This window comes from Vibrio sp. 10N.247.310.24, from assembly GCF_041467175.1.
GTDB lineage: Bacteria > Pseudomonadota > Gammaproteobacteria > Enterobacterales > Vibrionaceae > Vibrio > Vibrio tasmaniensis_A.
In genome coordinates this window covers 57,483-71,273 of the sequence record NZ_JBFSUD010000008.1, presented here as the reverse complement: position 1 = coordinate 71,273, position 13,791 = coordinate 57,483, and the positions used below count along the sequence as shown (strand labels likewise).

12 protein-coding genes are annotated in these 13,791 nt (G+C 45.3%); 8 read left to right on the top strand and 4 right to left on the bottom strand.

Features of this window, described 5'->3' with window-relative positions; genetic code table 11:
• The 6 genes from AB6E08_RS04200 to AB6E08_RS04175 all read left to right on the top strand — a co-directional run bounded on the left by AB6E08_RS04200 (position 1) and on the right by AB6E08_RS04175 (position 6,670).
• Positions 1 to 963, top strand: a complete 963-nt coding sequence (locus AB6E08_RS04200) for a DUF58 domain-containing protein (protein ID WP_050649400.1) — start codon at positions 1 to 3, stop codon at positions 961 to 963.
• Positions 964 to 1,506, top strand: coding sequence for a DUF4381 domain-containing protein (locus tag AB6E08_RS04195; protein ID WP_372065909.1), 543 nt, complete (start codon positions 964 to 966; stop codon positions 1,504 to 1,506).
• Positions 1,499 to 2,578 (top strand): VWA domain-containing protein, encoded by a 1,080-nt coding sequence (locus AB6E08_RS04190; protein ID WP_102249222.1) that lies wholly within the window; start codon positions 1,499 to 1,501, stop codon positions 2,576 to 2,578. The genes AB6E08_RS04195 and AB6E08_RS04190 overlap by 8 nt, the downstream gene beginning before the upstream one ends.
• Positions 2,571 to 4,295, top strand: coding sequence for a VWA domain-containing protein (locus tag AB6E08_RS04185; protein ID WP_372065906.1), 1,725 nt, complete (start codon positions 2,571 to 2,573; stop codon positions 4,293 to 4,295). Before AB6E08_RS04190 ends, AB6E08_RS04185 begins: the two co-directional genes overlap by 8 nt.
• Complete coding sequence (locus AB6E08_RS04180) at positions 4,292 to 5,686, top strand: BatD family protein (protein WP_102249224.1); 1,395 nt, start codon at positions 4,292 to 4,294, stop codon at positions 5,684 to 5,686. The genes AB6E08_RS04185 and AB6E08_RS04180 overlap by 4 nt, the downstream gene beginning before the upstream one ends.
• A 78-nt stretch (positions 5,687 to 5,764) precedes the next feature.
• Entirely contained in the window at positions 5,765 to 6,670 is a 906-nt protein-coding gene (locus tag AB6E08_RS04175) for a LysR family transcriptional regulator (RefSeq protein WP_102249225.1), read from the top strand.
• Positions 6,671 to 6,874: 204 nt separating this feature from the next.
• On the opposite strand, the gene AB6E08_RS04170 is transcribed toward AB6E08_RS04175, so the two are convergent.
• Together AB6E08_RS04170 and AB6E08_RS04165 are read right to left on the bottom strand one after the other, a co-directional pair.
• A complete protein-coding gene (locus AB6E08_RS04170; protein ID WP_372065903.1) occupies positions 6,875 to 8,557 on the bottom strand; it encodes an alkaline phosphatase family protein in 1,683 nt (560 codons plus the stop codon).
• 179 nt (positions 8,558 to 8,736) lie between these two features.
• Positions 8,737 to 9,525, bottom strand: coding sequence for an SUMF1/EgtB/PvdO family nonheme iron enzyme (locus AB6E08_RS04165; protein WP_017088127.1), 789 nt, complete (start codon positions 9,523 to 9,525; stop codon positions 8,737 to 8,739).
• 136 nt (positions 9,526 to 9,661) lie between these two features.
• Between AB6E08_RS04165 and AB6E08_RS04160 the strand changes: the two genes are divergently transcribed.
• Together AB6E08_RS04160 and AB6E08_RS04155 are read left to right on the top strand one after the other, a co-directional pair.
• On the top strand, positions 9,662 to 10,993 hold the full coding sequence (locus tag AB6E08_RS04160; RefSeq protein ID WP_372065900.1) for an anaerobic sulfatase maturase: 1,332 nt from the start codon (positions 9,662 to 9,664) through the stop codon (positions 10,991 to 10,993).
• An 87-nt stretch (positions 10,994 to 11,080) separates the two neighbouring features.
• The gene (locus tag AB6E08_RS04155; RefSeq protein ID WP_017099376.1) at positions 11,081 to 12,139 is read left to right on the top strand and encodes a tetratricopeptide repeat protein; all 1,059 of its coding nucleotides are present in this window, start codon (positions 11,081 to 11,083) and stop codon (positions 12,137 to 12,139) included.
• A gap of 114 nt (positions 12,140 to 12,253) precedes the next feature.
• On the opposite strand, the gene AB6E08_RS04150 is transcribed toward AB6E08_RS04155, so the two are convergent.
• Both AB6E08_RS04150 and AB6E08_RS04145 read right to left on the bottom strand, forming a co-directional pair.
• The gene (locus AB6E08_RS04150) at positions 12,254 to 13,306 is read right to left on the bottom strand and encodes a sulfate ABC transporter permease (RefSeq protein ID WP_372065897.1); all 1,053 of its coding nucleotides are present in this window, start codon (positions 13,304 to 13,306) and stop codon (positions 12,254 to 12,256) included.
• Between the two features lies 1 nt (position 13,307).
• Entirely contained in the window at positions 13,308 to 13,784 is a 477-nt protein-coding gene (locus AB6E08_RS04145; RefSeq protein ID WP_009844970.1) for a hypothetical protein, read from the bottom strand.
• Positions 13,785 to 13,791: the final 7 nt, after the last annotated feature.

Sequence of the window (13,791 nt, the reverse complement as noted above, 5' to 3'; positions counted from 1 at the left end):
ATGGCGAAGCCAACACAAGCTCCCAAACCGCAAGGCCTTGATCCACGACTGTATTGTGATTACTCAAGGTTAGTGCGAATTCAGGCTCAAGCTGAGTCGTTTTCGCTACTGCCTCATCTAAAGGCGGGCAGCGTGCTGTCGGGTAGACACAACTCATTGTTCCGAGGTCGAGGTTTGAACTTCGAGGAGCTACGTCACTACCAACTTGGTGATGACATTCGTAATCTCGATTGGAAAGTCACGATGCGAACAGGCAAACCTCATGTTCGTAGTTATACCGAAGAGAAAGACCGTAATGTGATGATCTGTGTTGATCAGCGCAGCTCGATGTTCTTTGCTTCTCAAAACACTATGAAATCTGTTGTGGCCGCCGAAGTCGCAGCATTGTGTGGATGGCGAGTGCTGAAAGATGGTGACCGTGTCGGCTTCGTTTTAGCTTCACACCAAAAGCTCTTTCATACCAAAGCGCAGCGTTCTCAATCGGACTTATTGGCTCAACTAAAACACCTCACCAAAGCCAATCAAAGCTTAGGTGTCAGTGTGAGCGACAGCGAAGGTGTTGGGTTTAGCCAGTGGATTGAACTGATCAAACGCATGAGATTAAAGCAGTCGACCTTAATCTTTATTAGTGATTGGCGAGATTGCCAAGAGCAACATCTTGACCGACTAAAGCAACTGCAACAACACAACGATATCTTAGCCATTATGGTGACCGATCCATTAGAACAATCATTGCCTCAAGATCTTGCAAGCGCAAATTGGGTGGTGGGTGATGGTCGCTTTCAACTTAATCTGGATAGCCAATCTAAGGTTAACCTCGCAAGTGAAAGCCTTGCCCAAAAAGCGGCACTCCAGAAACAGTCGCTTGCTAAATTGATGGCGATGAAAAACCTTCCTTATATCGAATTAGACACGTCAGGCAATCACATTTCACAGCTGCAAAAGCTAGTGGGAGGGCGCTAGATGGCCGTTGAACATACGCCTCCAAGTACTTATATCCTTCGCGATCTGCACGATGTCGCCATTCCCGAGAGCGTGAGCTGGATGCCGCAAACCATTGGTTGGAAGATCCTCGGCGTTATTCTGTTATTGGTCGCCATCTATCTGGCTTATCGCTTGGCGTTAAGGTGGTGGAATAACCGTTATCGTAAAGAAGCGCTTCAAGAGCTCATGGTATTGGATGCACGAGACAAGAACTCAACCGAACGAACCTTTAAAGTCCTTAAAGTGGTGCTTCGCTACCTAGACAGCAGCAATGCTAAGTTGTTTGGCCAAGCTTATGTAAACCGTTTGAATGCCTATCTGCCTGTTAACGCTAACGCGAGTGAAAAGAGCAATGCGTTCTTTGCCGATGAAGTTTCGGAATTATGGATGCAAAGCCTAATTGACCCTAATGTGCGTCTGAGCTTTGAACAGCGATTAGAGGTAATTCAAACCGCGATGATGTGGCTAAAACTTCACAAGCCGAATGTACAGGTAATGGCTGAGGGGCAAGACAATGTTTGATGTTTTATCTGCCAGCTTTGAATTTGCGCACCCACTGTGGTTTATCGCACTACCTTTGCCTTTACTCGTTTACTTCGCCGTACCTGCTTATCGCACTAAACAAATGGCCATCAAGGTGCCATTTTTCAGTGAGTTGGTTGAAGCGATTGGCGAGGCTCCATCAGAAGGTGCAAGCCAATTAACACCAAGCTGGTGGCAACGCACTACGCTGATCATTACCTGGGTATTAGTGATCTGCGCATTAGCGAAACCTACCATTCTTGGTGAGCCACAAGTTCGTGAACAATTAGGTCGCGACGTGATGGTGGTTGTCGATTTGTCTGGCTCAATGGCTGAACAAGATTTTACGTCTAAACAAGGGGATAAAATCTCTCGCTTAGATGCGACCAAAGAGGTGTTAGCCGATTTCGCGAAAACCAGAAAAGGGGACCGACTCGGTTTGATCTTGTTTGGTGATGCAGCGTTTGTACAAACGCCATTTACCGCCGACCAAGATGTATGGCTTGAACTGCTTAATCAAACCGATGTCGCGATGGCAGGGCAAAGCACGCACTTAGGTGATGCGATTGGTCTTGCGATTAAGGTGTTTGAGCAAAGTGAGAAGCAAAGTGCTGCCGTTCAAGATTCAAGTGTTGATGCCAACGTGAAAGAGAAAGTCGTGATCGTATTAACCGACGGTAATGACACCGGAAGCTTTGTTGAACCGATTGATGCCGCCAAAGTCGCCAAGGCGAAAGGCGTTCGTATTCACGTTATCGCCATGGGTGATCCTCAAACCGTGGGAGAAGTGGCGTTGGATATGGAAACCATCAAACGAGTAGCGCAAGAATCCGGTGGTGAAGCCTTTGAGGCACTTAACCGCGACGAACTTACCAAAGCCTACGCTCAGATTGGTGAGCTAGAACCACAATTATATGAAAGTACCACTTATCGCCCTAAACAGGGGCTGCACCATTACTTAATGGCGATTGTTGTTGTGATGTATCTGACTGCCTTTAGTCTGGCGACTTTACGTAGAAGGTCGCTTTTGGCTTCTAAAACTAAAAAATTGAAAGGAGAGGATGATGCCTGATTCTCTCACTCTGCAACAGTTCTTTACCCAGTTTCATTTTATCCGACCTTTGTGGTTGTTGGCCTTTATTCCGATGTTCTTCCTGTTATGGGTTCGTTGGAGAGAAGAGACCAAACCAACGTGGAAAGACATTCTACCTGCACACTTACGTGATGCATTGACCATTGGTGAAACAGGCTGGCGTAGGCAGCTGCCATTGAAGCTATTGGTGGTGATTGTAACTATCGCCATCATTATCTGTTCTGGCCCAACATGGCAACGTGAGGCTTCGCCTTTTGGTGAAGACAAAGCGTCGATGTTGGTTGTGCTTGATAACAGTGAATCTATGCTCGCTAAAGACTTACCACCGAGTCGCTTGGAACGATCTAAGCAGAAGATTAGAGACTTATTAGCAGCTCGGAAAGGCGGTAATACGGGCTTAGTTGTTTACGCAGGCAGCGCACACGTCGCGATGCCCGTTACTCAAGACAGCAAGGTATTCGAACCGTTTCTAGCGGCTATCACACCCGATATCATGCCGGTATCAGGTAAGTCAGCAGAAGAAGCACTGCCATTGATTAATCAACAACTGTCTGGTGAGTTAGGCTCTTCTGTACTGCTGGTATCAGATGGTGTCAACCCAAGCACCATTAGGGCGTACGAGAGTTTCTTTAACGACAATCCGTATCAGTTGCTCATTCTAGCCGCAGGAAACAGTAATGTGGTGAGCGATAACCCAGTCGACCTAGATTCACTGCGTAACTTAGCGAGTAAGACGGGTGGACGAGTGGTTGAGGTGACCGTTGATGATTCGGATATCCAACAACTGAACAGAGCGGTTGAAAGAAACATGCAGCTCAACGGCGAATCTTCAATGCCTTGGAAAGACATGGGCTATGGCTTGCTTATCCCAATGGCGATTATCATGTTGTTGTGGTTCAGAAAAGGATGGCTGGTGCAGTGGTGTGTCGTTGGTCTAGTGATTTCGGGCAGCATTTATTCACCAAGCACTTTTGCGAAAACAGTCAACTTAACTGCTGAGAAACCCGTTGTGGTGGAGTCGGTTACGGTTTGGGATAAAACAGCCCAATGGTGGTGGGATTTATGGTTAACGCCCGACCAGCAAGGTCAACGCCTGTTGAACCAGAAGGAATACCTTGAAGCGGCAAAACATTTTACTGACCCAATGCGAAAGGGCGCGGCTTACTACTATGCTCGTGATTTTAAGTTAGCTCACAGTGCCTTTTTACAAACCAAAACAGATCTTGGTTTGTATAACGCCGCGAGTGCTTTAGCTCGACAGCGAGAATACCTTGCCGCGCGAGACCTTTTGAAGTCATTAAGCGAGAAAGAGGGTCTGTCACCAGAACTAAGAACGGATGTGGAGAACAATCTTGCTGTGCTTAGTGGCATTGTCGAAGAGGTTAATCGCACCAGTGAAAGCCAATCAGGCACAACTGATGGCCCTGAAGAATCTTTAGAATTAGATGACGACCAGCCGCGCACGGGTGATGGTGCAGACGAGGAAACGGTAGCGGAATTGATGCTTAAGGAAACACTTAACGCGAATGAGATTTTGGGTAGCCAAGAGCTTGCCGACAAGTGGTTGAAGCGAGTAGAAGCCGATCCTAAGTTCTTCTTGAAATCCAAATTCCAAATTCAGTTAAGAGATCCTGCGCCTTCGATCGAGCAGATGCGAAAACAAGAACAGACGCCAAAACAGGAGCAAACCCAATGAGTCGACATGATTTAGCTCTTGAATTGATTCAAGTAAAGGTAGGGCGCTCAGAATCCTTTAAACTAACCAAGACCTTGCTTGTGTCGATGGTTCTATTGATTAGCACTGTTTTCCCTACACTTGCTTCTGCGACGGATATCTATGATCTGCAGAAGAGTGGTGATGTTGAACTGATCGCTTGGGTTGGAGACAAACCGAAGTCAGGCGATAAGATAACGCCGACTAAAGTGAGCGTTAATGAGCAGGTAATTCTGAATATTGAGGTGGCGACGCCGCGTTGGTTAACGGGAGGGACTCGAATCGGCAGTATCGAAATCCCTAACGTGATCGCTAAGCAACGTAACCAACTCGCGACTAATTACACGGAACGGGTCAATGGCACTACATGGTCGCGTCAACGTTGGGAAGTGACGCTTTATCCGATGACTTCTGGCGAGTTTGTGATTCCAACCGTACCGGTTCGTATTCAAGTGTCAGCTCCTGATGGGTCAAACGTTGGTGGCACGCTTTATACGCAGCCGATTAAGTTTGAAGCCTCATTACCGTCTGGTTTGTTAAGCGATGAATCGCCTTGGTTTTCAGCGACAGACGTGGATGTTGAGCAGCAATGGCAACGTTCGAGCGAAGACTTAAAAGTGGGTGATGCGGTTACTCGAACCGTGACCATCAAAGCGAAAGACAGTTTGTCGGTGTTACTTCCCAATGTGTTGACCAATGAATCGACACAGCAATATCAAGCTTACCCGCAACCTAATCGTTTAGATGACACACAAGAACGTGGTGACTACCGTTCCAGTAGAATTGAAGAGACGGTTTATGTGATTCAGCAAGGTGGTGAGTTTACCTTACCGGAGTTCACATTCCAGTGGTGGGACAGCAAAAAACAGCGTCTTGAGAGCGTGGTAATAAAAGGCGAAGTGTTTGAAGCAAAACACACATTCCAATCCTTCATCAAAGCTTACATGTCGGTCTTTATAAACATTGGTTTGGCAGTGGTCTTATGTGGCATGTTATTCGTTGCGGCGAAGCGCTATTACAAAAATCGACCAACACCAAGTTGGTTGGTATTGCGTCGTTTGCTTAAGCAAAATAATTGGCCCGCATTGAGAACCTTTATCTATCGTCAATTACGAAACGAAACCTCTCAGCTAGAGCTGGATAAAGCGCAGCTAAGTAAAGAGCAACTGGGTAAAGCGAACGAACAAAAGCGTTGGATAGAAGACAGTGAATCCCTCCAACAAGGGCGAGAAGACAAAAACGTATTTACTCGTTTGTGGAGAGGGTTACGTAACTTACCCAATGACACATCAAACTCAAGCAATTCTCGTTCAATTTTCGACCGCTTGAAAATCCCTAAAGCCTTGCCAGACTTAAAAGATAGAACTAAGTAGCAAACTTTAGTCATTCGCATCGAACAAAATCGGCAGGCTCTCTACTATAGGGGACCTGCTTCTTTAATATGGAACTGTATGAAAAGCACCGAACTCAATTTAATTCCTATATTTGTTGCTATCTATGAAGAGCAGAACTTATCTAGGGCTGCTAATCGCATGGATATAAGCCAACCTGCTGTGAGCAAAGCGCTTGCACGGTTGCGAGATATCTATGACGAGCCACTGTTTCACCGAACCACATCAGGCGTAGAGCCAACCACATTCGCTATTGATATCTACCCGGCAATGGCCGCTGCGCTAAAAAACTTTACGTCTACCTTATCCGCATCAAGAGATTTCGACCCCAAAACTTCAGGGCGCGTGTATTCAATTGCCTGCGTCTCGGCGGCGAGCTACGAAATGATGCCAAGAGTGATGCAGTTAATCAGCCAAGTTGCACCTGGTATCGCGTTAGAAATTCACCCTCTATTTACGGAAGATTACGAGTCTGATTTAAGGCTTCAAAGACATGATGTTATTATCGATATGACACCTAAAGGAAGAACCATGCTCAAGCATGAGGTGATTTCTAAAGAGGAGCTGGTGGTCGTTTGCCGCAAAGACCATCCTACGATTGGTGATACGATTGATATGGAGCAGTTCTTATCAGTTGAGCATGTGGTTGTATCTCGTTGGCATGCACGTAAAAGCTTATTGAGTTCTGAACACTACAGTGACCTTGAAAAACGAAGAATAGTCTATCGTGCTGCGGGTGTTGTTGAGATGCTTCCAGTTATTGAGGGCTCTGATTACATCGGAGTGTTACCTATGTCATCGGTGCGTTGTTTTTCTGAAAAGTACGCGGTTAAAACACTACCACTGCCATTCGAATTGGAAGACCTCGATATGTGTATGATTTGGCACCCGAGTCGCACTAATGAACCTAGCCACAAGTGGTTGCGGGCTAAGATCAAAGCGGCAGCAAAAGACATATCAAGTTAACCTTTAAAGGGAGTTTAATGGAAAATGTTTGTGTGAATAGCCGTTATTCCTAGCACTGACATACGTTGATTGGATTTCGACCTAACAACAGGCAATCAAAAAGAGCCGCTTATCTGTTTTGACTGAATCAGTCTGAATTGATAAGTGGCTCTTTTACTTGGTGTGGGTTTCGACATTAAAACTAAGAAACCTCAATGACATCTTTTATTCGGTAATTTCTTGGAGAACTTCTCCAATTGAACCACTTGGTTGAGTGATACCCAGTTTATTCGAAAGCGTTGGTGCAATGTCGTATGGCGTGATTGCACGCGAGATTTTCTGAGCTTCAACGTCGTAGCCTGCGAAGATGACAGGGACATGTGTATCGTACTTCCATGGCGAGCCATGAGTCGAGGCGATTTGAAGGCCTTCCATGTCGTTAATGTAGCTACGTGGAGCAAATACCACATACACATCGCCAGAACGAGCTGGGTGGTAGTTGTTCTTAATGAGCTGCATTACATGAGTATCAGGTACTCGGTTTGCCGCGATATCACTGCTTGATACGGCAAACGCCACTCCCTTCACTTTCGCTATTTCATCGGCGATCGCTTCCTGTACTTTAGCTAGGTCAAGTTTCTTCTCTGCGATTAAATCGTGATTCAGATAAATATAAGGCTGTGCGTACAAGCGTATTGCGTCTTTGGATAAACCAAACTCATCCTTCAACCTTTGCTCTACGCCACTCGAGAGCAGTGTGTCTTTATTGAAGTATTGAGCTTGATTGAAGCCAAGCGCATTTGCCGCAGGTGAAGATTCAGGTACACCGTGGTCGGCAGACAACACAATTAGTGTATTCTTTAGTCCGACTTGGTGATCAACGGTTTTAAGAAGCTTGGCGATCGTCTTATCAAGTCTGATAAGGTTGTCTTCTGTCTCTAGGCTTTCAGGGCCGTATAAGTGCACCACGTAGTCGTTTGATGAGAAACTTACAGACAGGTAATCGGTCACGTCACCTTGGCCTAGCTTCTCTTGCATCAACAGTGTACTTGCAAAGTTCTCTGTAATCTCATCGCCAGCTGGGCTGACGGTTAGCGTTGTGCTGTAGTACTTGTAACTCGCGGGGCCGTATGGGTGAGGGAAGGTGCGTTGGAAATCACCGAGTTTCACTTTGTGTTCGGTATCGTGCTCTTGCAGCGTGTACTTCTCACGTGGTAATGAGAGATCCCACTTCTGTTTCGAGTACTCTGCAGCAATCGCTTTCTCGTTCCAACGTGATACCCAATCTGGATATTCGTCGTAGTAATAGTTGCTGGTGACAAACTCAGATTGCGCTTTGGAGAACCAGAAGGCTTTACCACTGTGTCCCGCCAATGAGATTGCGCCGCGGTCTTTCACGGATACACCGAATACTTTTGATTTGCCACTATTGGAAATTGTCAGCTCGTCACCAAACGTGGTGGCAAGTATAGGCTCTGGAGATCGCCCATCACCTTGTGCTGTCTTCTGAGTTGGGTCGATCTCAGTTGCTTTATCGACACCCGCACCAGAGGTCAACATTTTGTAGTTACCGTCTTCTACGTTATACACCAAACGTTCTTCGCTACGGTCATACCAAACGTTACCTACCATGCCGTGTACGCTCGGTGGAGCGCCGGTTGCAAGCGACACATGGCCCACGATCGTTTCCGTGTTGCCATGTTGATAGTTCGCGTTGGTGTAGTAAGTACCGTCATCCATTAAGTACCGGAAACCACCTTCACCGAAGTTGTGCTTATATCGTTCGATAAGATCTGCGCGCAGGCCATCTACCGTGATTTGAAGGACTAGATTTGGCTTCTCTGCTGCTGAGACAGGGAAGGCACAGAGTAACGCGAGTGTAAGTCCTGAAAGCTTGGTGTATTGCATAGAAGTTCCTTATTCAGCGTTGCCGCAGAGTTCTAACGTTTGGTCAGATTTCTAACGTGTGTCAAATTTCTAATGTGTGTATAGTGCAAGTCGTATTTTAGTATTGCTTGTGAAGGTTGTTGATTCATAACCATTGGCATCTTTAGTTAGTTCATTCTTCAACTAGCTCACAGCTTTATCTAGTTCGTGTCTTTAACTAAACGCAGCCCCATATCTGACATAGTGATCGATTGGCTTGCGAAGTCGCGACGGTAACTTTCAGATTCGTTTTCGTCATAAGCAAAGCTGCCACCGCGAACCGATTTATGTGATAAACCAACGTCGCTGTGTTTTGCGTTGTTAGGATTGTCTGTTGGACCGAATCGGTAGAAGGTGTCATCGAAGGCATCAATCACAAACTCACCCACGTTTCCGGTCATGTCATATAAGCCTAGTTCATTTGGCTTCTTTAGCCCGACTGGATGTGCGCTATTTTTAGAATTTGCTGAGTACCACGCAACATCATCTAAGTTATTGGAACCACTGTAAGTATAGCCTTTGCTCTTGTTGCCACCTTTCGCTGCAAATTCCCATTCAGCTTCAGTCGGCAGACGGTATTCTTCACCTGTAAGTTCGTTCAATTGTTCAACGAAGTAGTTCGCCTGTTGCCAACTTAAGTTATTGACCGGAACTTGTGGGTTTTGGAAATAACTGAGAGATGAGCCCATCACCGATTCGAACAATTCTTGAGTCACCTCAAACTTCGCAATGTAGAAACTATCTACAGTTATATCTCGCGCTGGTCGTTCTGCTTTGGTCGCTTCAGGATCGTTCGAACCCATGGTGAATGTACCACCTTCAACTAGCACCATCTCTTGGTCGATTTGTTGGGCGATAGGGTGTGTAGGCACGCTCGCACAGCCGCTTAGGAAAATAGTCATGGTGACGCTGCTGATCGCCGCTAATTGTTTGTAATTGAAAAATTTCATCACGTGCCTCGAATGTTCGAAATAGAGGGCAATTTTAACGTTTAAGGTCATTCCTATTGGTTATAAAGGGTATAACATGCCACTGATTGAAATAGGCATTATGATGGCTACAGACACTAAGATAGGTAGATAAATCATGCACATTACTCAAGGTCCACAATACAATGGTAAAGCGTCTAAACGCTTGCATGTTATGGCTAAGCCAATTGGCGCAGCGTGCAACATCGACTGTAAATATTGTTATTACCTAAGTAAGCAAGATTTGTTGGAGTACAAGAAAGGCAGTTCTCCAAGAATGGATGATGAGACGCTAGAAACCTACATCCGACAATATATCGAAGGTCAAAACACGCCTGAAATTATCTTCTCATGGCAGGGCGGCGAGCCAACTATGCTGGGTTTAGCGTACTTTGAAAGAGTGGTTGAGCTACAAAAAAAGTACCAGCCTGAAGGTGTGTTGATTTCAAATGATCTACAAACCAATGGCACACTGCTGAATGACGATTGGGGCCGATTCTTAGCAAAGAATAACTTCCTGATTGGCTTGAGTATTGATGGCCCTGAAATGCTGCACAATGCGTATCGTGTTAATAGAGCAGGCCGTGGCACATTCAAACAAGTGATGGCGGCGGTTGAGTTGCTGCACAAACATCAAGTTAAATTTGCAACGTTGACTTGTGTGAATAACCTCACCAGTCAAAATGCACTTGAGGTGTATCGCTTCCTACGTGATGTGGTGAAGTCTCCACAAATGCAGTTTATTCCTATCGTTGAACAGAAAACCTTTAGAACGGTTGCGCCACAAACATCCCAAGTGAGTGAGCAGCTAAAACAAGGCGACAAACGCCTGATCCCCGGCCATAAAGATTCGATCATGGAATCGTGGTGTGTGTCGGACTTGGCTTGGGGTAACTTCCTTATTTCTGTGTTTGATGAGTGGGCTAAGAACGATATCGGCAAGGTCTTTGTTCAGTATTTTGAAGCGAGCGTAGAAACATGGATTGGGCGTCCGAACCCACTGTGTACCTTGAATGAGATATGCGGAAAGGGCTTGGCAATGGAGCCAAATGGCGATGTTTTCTCATGCGACCACTATGTTTACCCTGAGTACAAAATTGGCAATATTCATCACGAGAAACTTGATGATTTGGCGTACAGCGCACCACAGCAAAAGTTTGGTTTTGCTAAATCACGCACACTGACCAGTCAATGTCAGCAATGTGATTACAAGTTCGCTTGTCATGGTGAGTGTCCTAAGAACCGCTTTATCAAAACTCGTGCAGGCGAACCGGGTTTGAACTACTTATGTGCAGGTTGGCATAAGTTCTTTTCTCATGTCGATAAGTCGATGGCCTACATCGCTCGTGCGATGGGGCATCCGGTTGCTCACGGCAAATTCAGCGACTCAGCATTGATGGCGCATCGAGCAAAACAGGCGCAACAAGCTATGTTCGAGACCAAGTTTTAACTCGTTCTTTGGATCAACAGGTCCAAGATAAATTTAATCAGATACGAGTCTAAGGACAGGCTAAGTTCTCCAGTTTAAGGTAATACTATGATGAAGAAGAGTTTAGCGACGGCTGTTGCTTTATTGGTTTCAACGTCCACATTGATTTCAACGTCTGCGATGGCTGCGAATAGCGTTCAAAAAACGGTTGACGCGCCAGCACAAAATATCAATCAAGTGCTTGAAATGACGGACACTCAAACCCGCATTCAACAGTTGTCTTACATGGCACAAGACCAGAATCAATCTGTTGAAAATCGTACTGGTGCACTGCAAGCGCTTGCTTCATACCCAAGCCAAAATGCGCTGGTGGCGGTGGCAAGAGGTTTGAAAGATCAAAACCCTGAAGTTCGTGAAGCGGCAGTTATCGGTTCTGAACCTTACCAACTTGAGCATCGTTGGGCGTTAATTTCCCCGCTGCTAAAAGACATCGATACCATGGTTCGTCACACGGCAGCGTCAAATCTGATTCGTGACTTTAATACGTTAGATGACCAACAAAAAGCGCAAATTGAACCACCGGTACAAGAGTTGATTAGCTTCTTGGAAACGCAAGAATCTGAAAAATTTCAACTGTTGTTTGCTGATGTTCTTCGCTGGCACAACGAGTGGGATAAGGCGGAAACGGTTTATCTGGAGCTCATCAACACTCATCCCAGAGACCCACAAGTTTGGTTGAGCTACGCGGACAACTTCCGAGTTCAGAATAAAGATCAACAAGCGGTCGAGCTATTGGATCGTGGTTTGAAGAATGTACCGGACAATGCAGCGATGCACTATTCTAAATCATTAACTTTGGTTCGCCTTGAAGACAAAACAGCAGCAGCCCACGAGATTGAAGTAGCAGCAGAACTTGCAAAAGATAACAGCTATTACTGGTACTTGAATGGGGTACTACAAGAAGAGCTGGATATCGACAAATCGACTAAATCGTTCGAGAAAGCGTATTTGATCTCTGGCTCTCCAGAACAGTTATACGCGGTATGCGATATTTATGTACGCTATGGCAATGAAAAAACAGATGATTGCTTGGGTGAGCTAGGTAAAGTGGCTCCTGATTATGTTATTGAACAGTTGAAAGAGAAACGAGTCGCGCCAAGCTCATAATCTTTAGATGGGTTAATGGTAAGCTGATAAACCGTTATTGAGAAAGCCAGTCGAATATTCGACTGGCTTTTTTGGATCTTAATTGCTGCAAGTGACCATCGATTTGAATTCGAGCTAAAAAACAAAACTCAACATGATGGTGTAGAGCAATGCATCTTTATCGGTTTTAGGGGCGTCAATAAAGGCACCGTTTGACCTACGAGCTTCGAAGAATTGCATTTCACCATTGATAGATATATTTGACATCAAGTCGTAATCTACACCAACTAAGTAGCTATTCCCTTCTAAGTGCTCATTGGCGTTAAATTGCGCGCCGTATACTACGTAAGGTGTAAATGCTCCTAAATGGTAACCTAGGCTGGCGTACATGGATGAAGAAACGTCACTGATTTGACCTTCGCTCGCCAATACCGCTTGGCCAAATTCATATTCAGCGCCTAGCGACCAAAGTTGGATGTGTTGGTTGTCTGCTGTTGGAAGCGTGCCAACGTTTTTAATTTTTGTCGTTTGATCGAAATTTGAATCAAGGAAAGATAAGTTCCAACGATAGTTATCACCACTTAATTGAAGGTTTGCACCAAACATTCGATTTGTTTCGAATTCCAGCTCGGTTGTCGAATTGAACTCTACTTCATTCTTATCTTTGATTCCGACAAATGGAGAGAGTTGTAGGGTAGCTTCATCGGTTACATCATGAGTCCAACTCACTTTGACACCGTTGAAAGCGGTAATACCAAGAACGCTGTTATACACCTCTGTCGGTGGTCTTGCCGTCATATAGGCTTGACCAACATAATAGTATTCAGAAGCTAAAAACAGAGGAAGCCTTAGACGACCAATACTCACATCAAAGTTATTAAACTCATAGCCAAGATAAGCCCACTCGAGTTGTGGGTCACTCCAATCATATTGGGGTGGTTTGACAACTTGCACGGAAGCTTTAAATGAGTTGTAGAAGTAGTCAAGCTGGACCCCCAAGGTGGTATCACAGTCATAACAATTTTCATCGGTAAAACCACGGTTGATGATTAAAGGGGAATCGTTATCTGATGTTGCCCAAGAAGTAGAACCAAATCCGCTTAACGAAAAATTATCGGTAAGTTCAATAATAGCGAAAGCCGGAGAGGCAATTGAAGCACATAGCACTGACGTAATTATTTTTTTCATATTATTTCTCCGAGCTTATAACGTATAGAACATTGGCATTTTCAGGGAGCGTCGAGAGCGGGGCGTACCCAATTCGATTGGGCTTGTCATCAAGCCAGTCAACCAAGGTTTCGGTGGACGCCGATTTAATCTCTCTTGGATAACGAGCTTTACCTGAGAAGGATAAGCTCGCCCAATGGGCATTCATTTGAGCTGCGTTTTTTCCAAGCAGTTGTTGGTAAAAAACTTCACGTTCGCTGCTGTTTTCAGGCCAATCAGAAAGTTCTACACGTTTACCATCGAGTCGTTTTGTTTTTCCTCTATACAGCTTCCTTGCTTTGTTTATCGATATTTCTTCAAATCCTGAATCTAAAGAGAATATGGCGTAATCTTCTGCGGCATGAGCTGGGCTGAGAAGAAGCAAGTTTCCTAATAGCCCTACCGCGACTGGCAATATGACTCTGCGTGGAAGTGTTTTTATTGTTTTAATCCAATCCATGGGTTTC

What these genes read in the sequence shown, in the direction of transcription:
- AB6E08_RS04170 (WP_372065903.1), bottom strand. Translation starts at nt 8,557, where the DNA reads ATGCAATACACCAAGCTTTCAGGACTTACACTCGCGTTACTCTGTGCC.
- AB6E08_RS04150 (WP_372065897.1), bottom strand. Translation starts at nt 13,306, where the DNA reads ATGAAAAAAATAATTACGTCAGTGCTATGTGCTTCAATTGCCTCTCCG.
- AB6E08_RS04190 (WP_102249222.1), top strand. Translation starts at nt 1,499, where the DNA reads ATGTTTGATGTTTTATCTGCCAGCTTTGAATTTGCGCACCCACTGTGG.
- AB6E08_RS04175 (WP_102249225.1), top strand. Translation starts at nt 5,765, where the DNA reads ATGAAAAGCACCGAACTCAATTTAATTCCTATATTTGTTGCTATCTAT.
- AB6E08_RS04160 (WP_372065900.1), top strand. Translation starts at nt 9,662, where the DNA reads ATGCACATTACTCAAGGTCCACAATACAATGGTAAAGCGTCTAAACGC.
- AB6E08_RS04185 (WP_372065906.1), top strand. Translation starts at nt 2,571, where the DNA reads ATGCCTGATTCTCTCACTCTGCAACAGTTCTTTACCCAGTTTCATTTT.
- AB6E08_RS04145 (WP_009844970.1), bottom strand. Translation starts at nt 13,784, where the DNA reads ATGGATTGGATTAAAACAATAAAAACACTTCCACGCAGAGTCATATTG.
- AB6E08_RS04155 (WP_017099376.1), top strand. Translation starts at nt 11,081, where the DNA reads ATGATGAAGAAGAGTTTAGCGACGGCTGTTGCTTTATTGGTTTCAACG.
- AB6E08_RS04195 (WP_372065909.1), top strand. Translation starts at nt 964, where the DNA reads ATGGCCGTTGAACATACGCCTCCAAGTACTTATATCCTTCGCGATCTG.
- AB6E08_RS04180 (WP_102249224.1), top strand. Translation starts at nt 4,292, where the DNA reads ATGAGTCGACATGATTTAGCTCTTGAATTGATTCAAGTAAAGGTAGGG.
- AB6E08_RS04165 (WP_017088127.1), bottom strand. Translation starts at nt 9,525, where the DNA reads ATGAAATTTTTCAATTACAAACAATTAGCGGCGATCAGCAGCGTCACC.
- AB6E08_RS04200 (WP_050649400.1), top strand. Translation starts at nt 1, where the DNA reads ATGGCGAAGCCAACACAAGCTCCCAAACCGCAAGGCCTTGATCCACGA.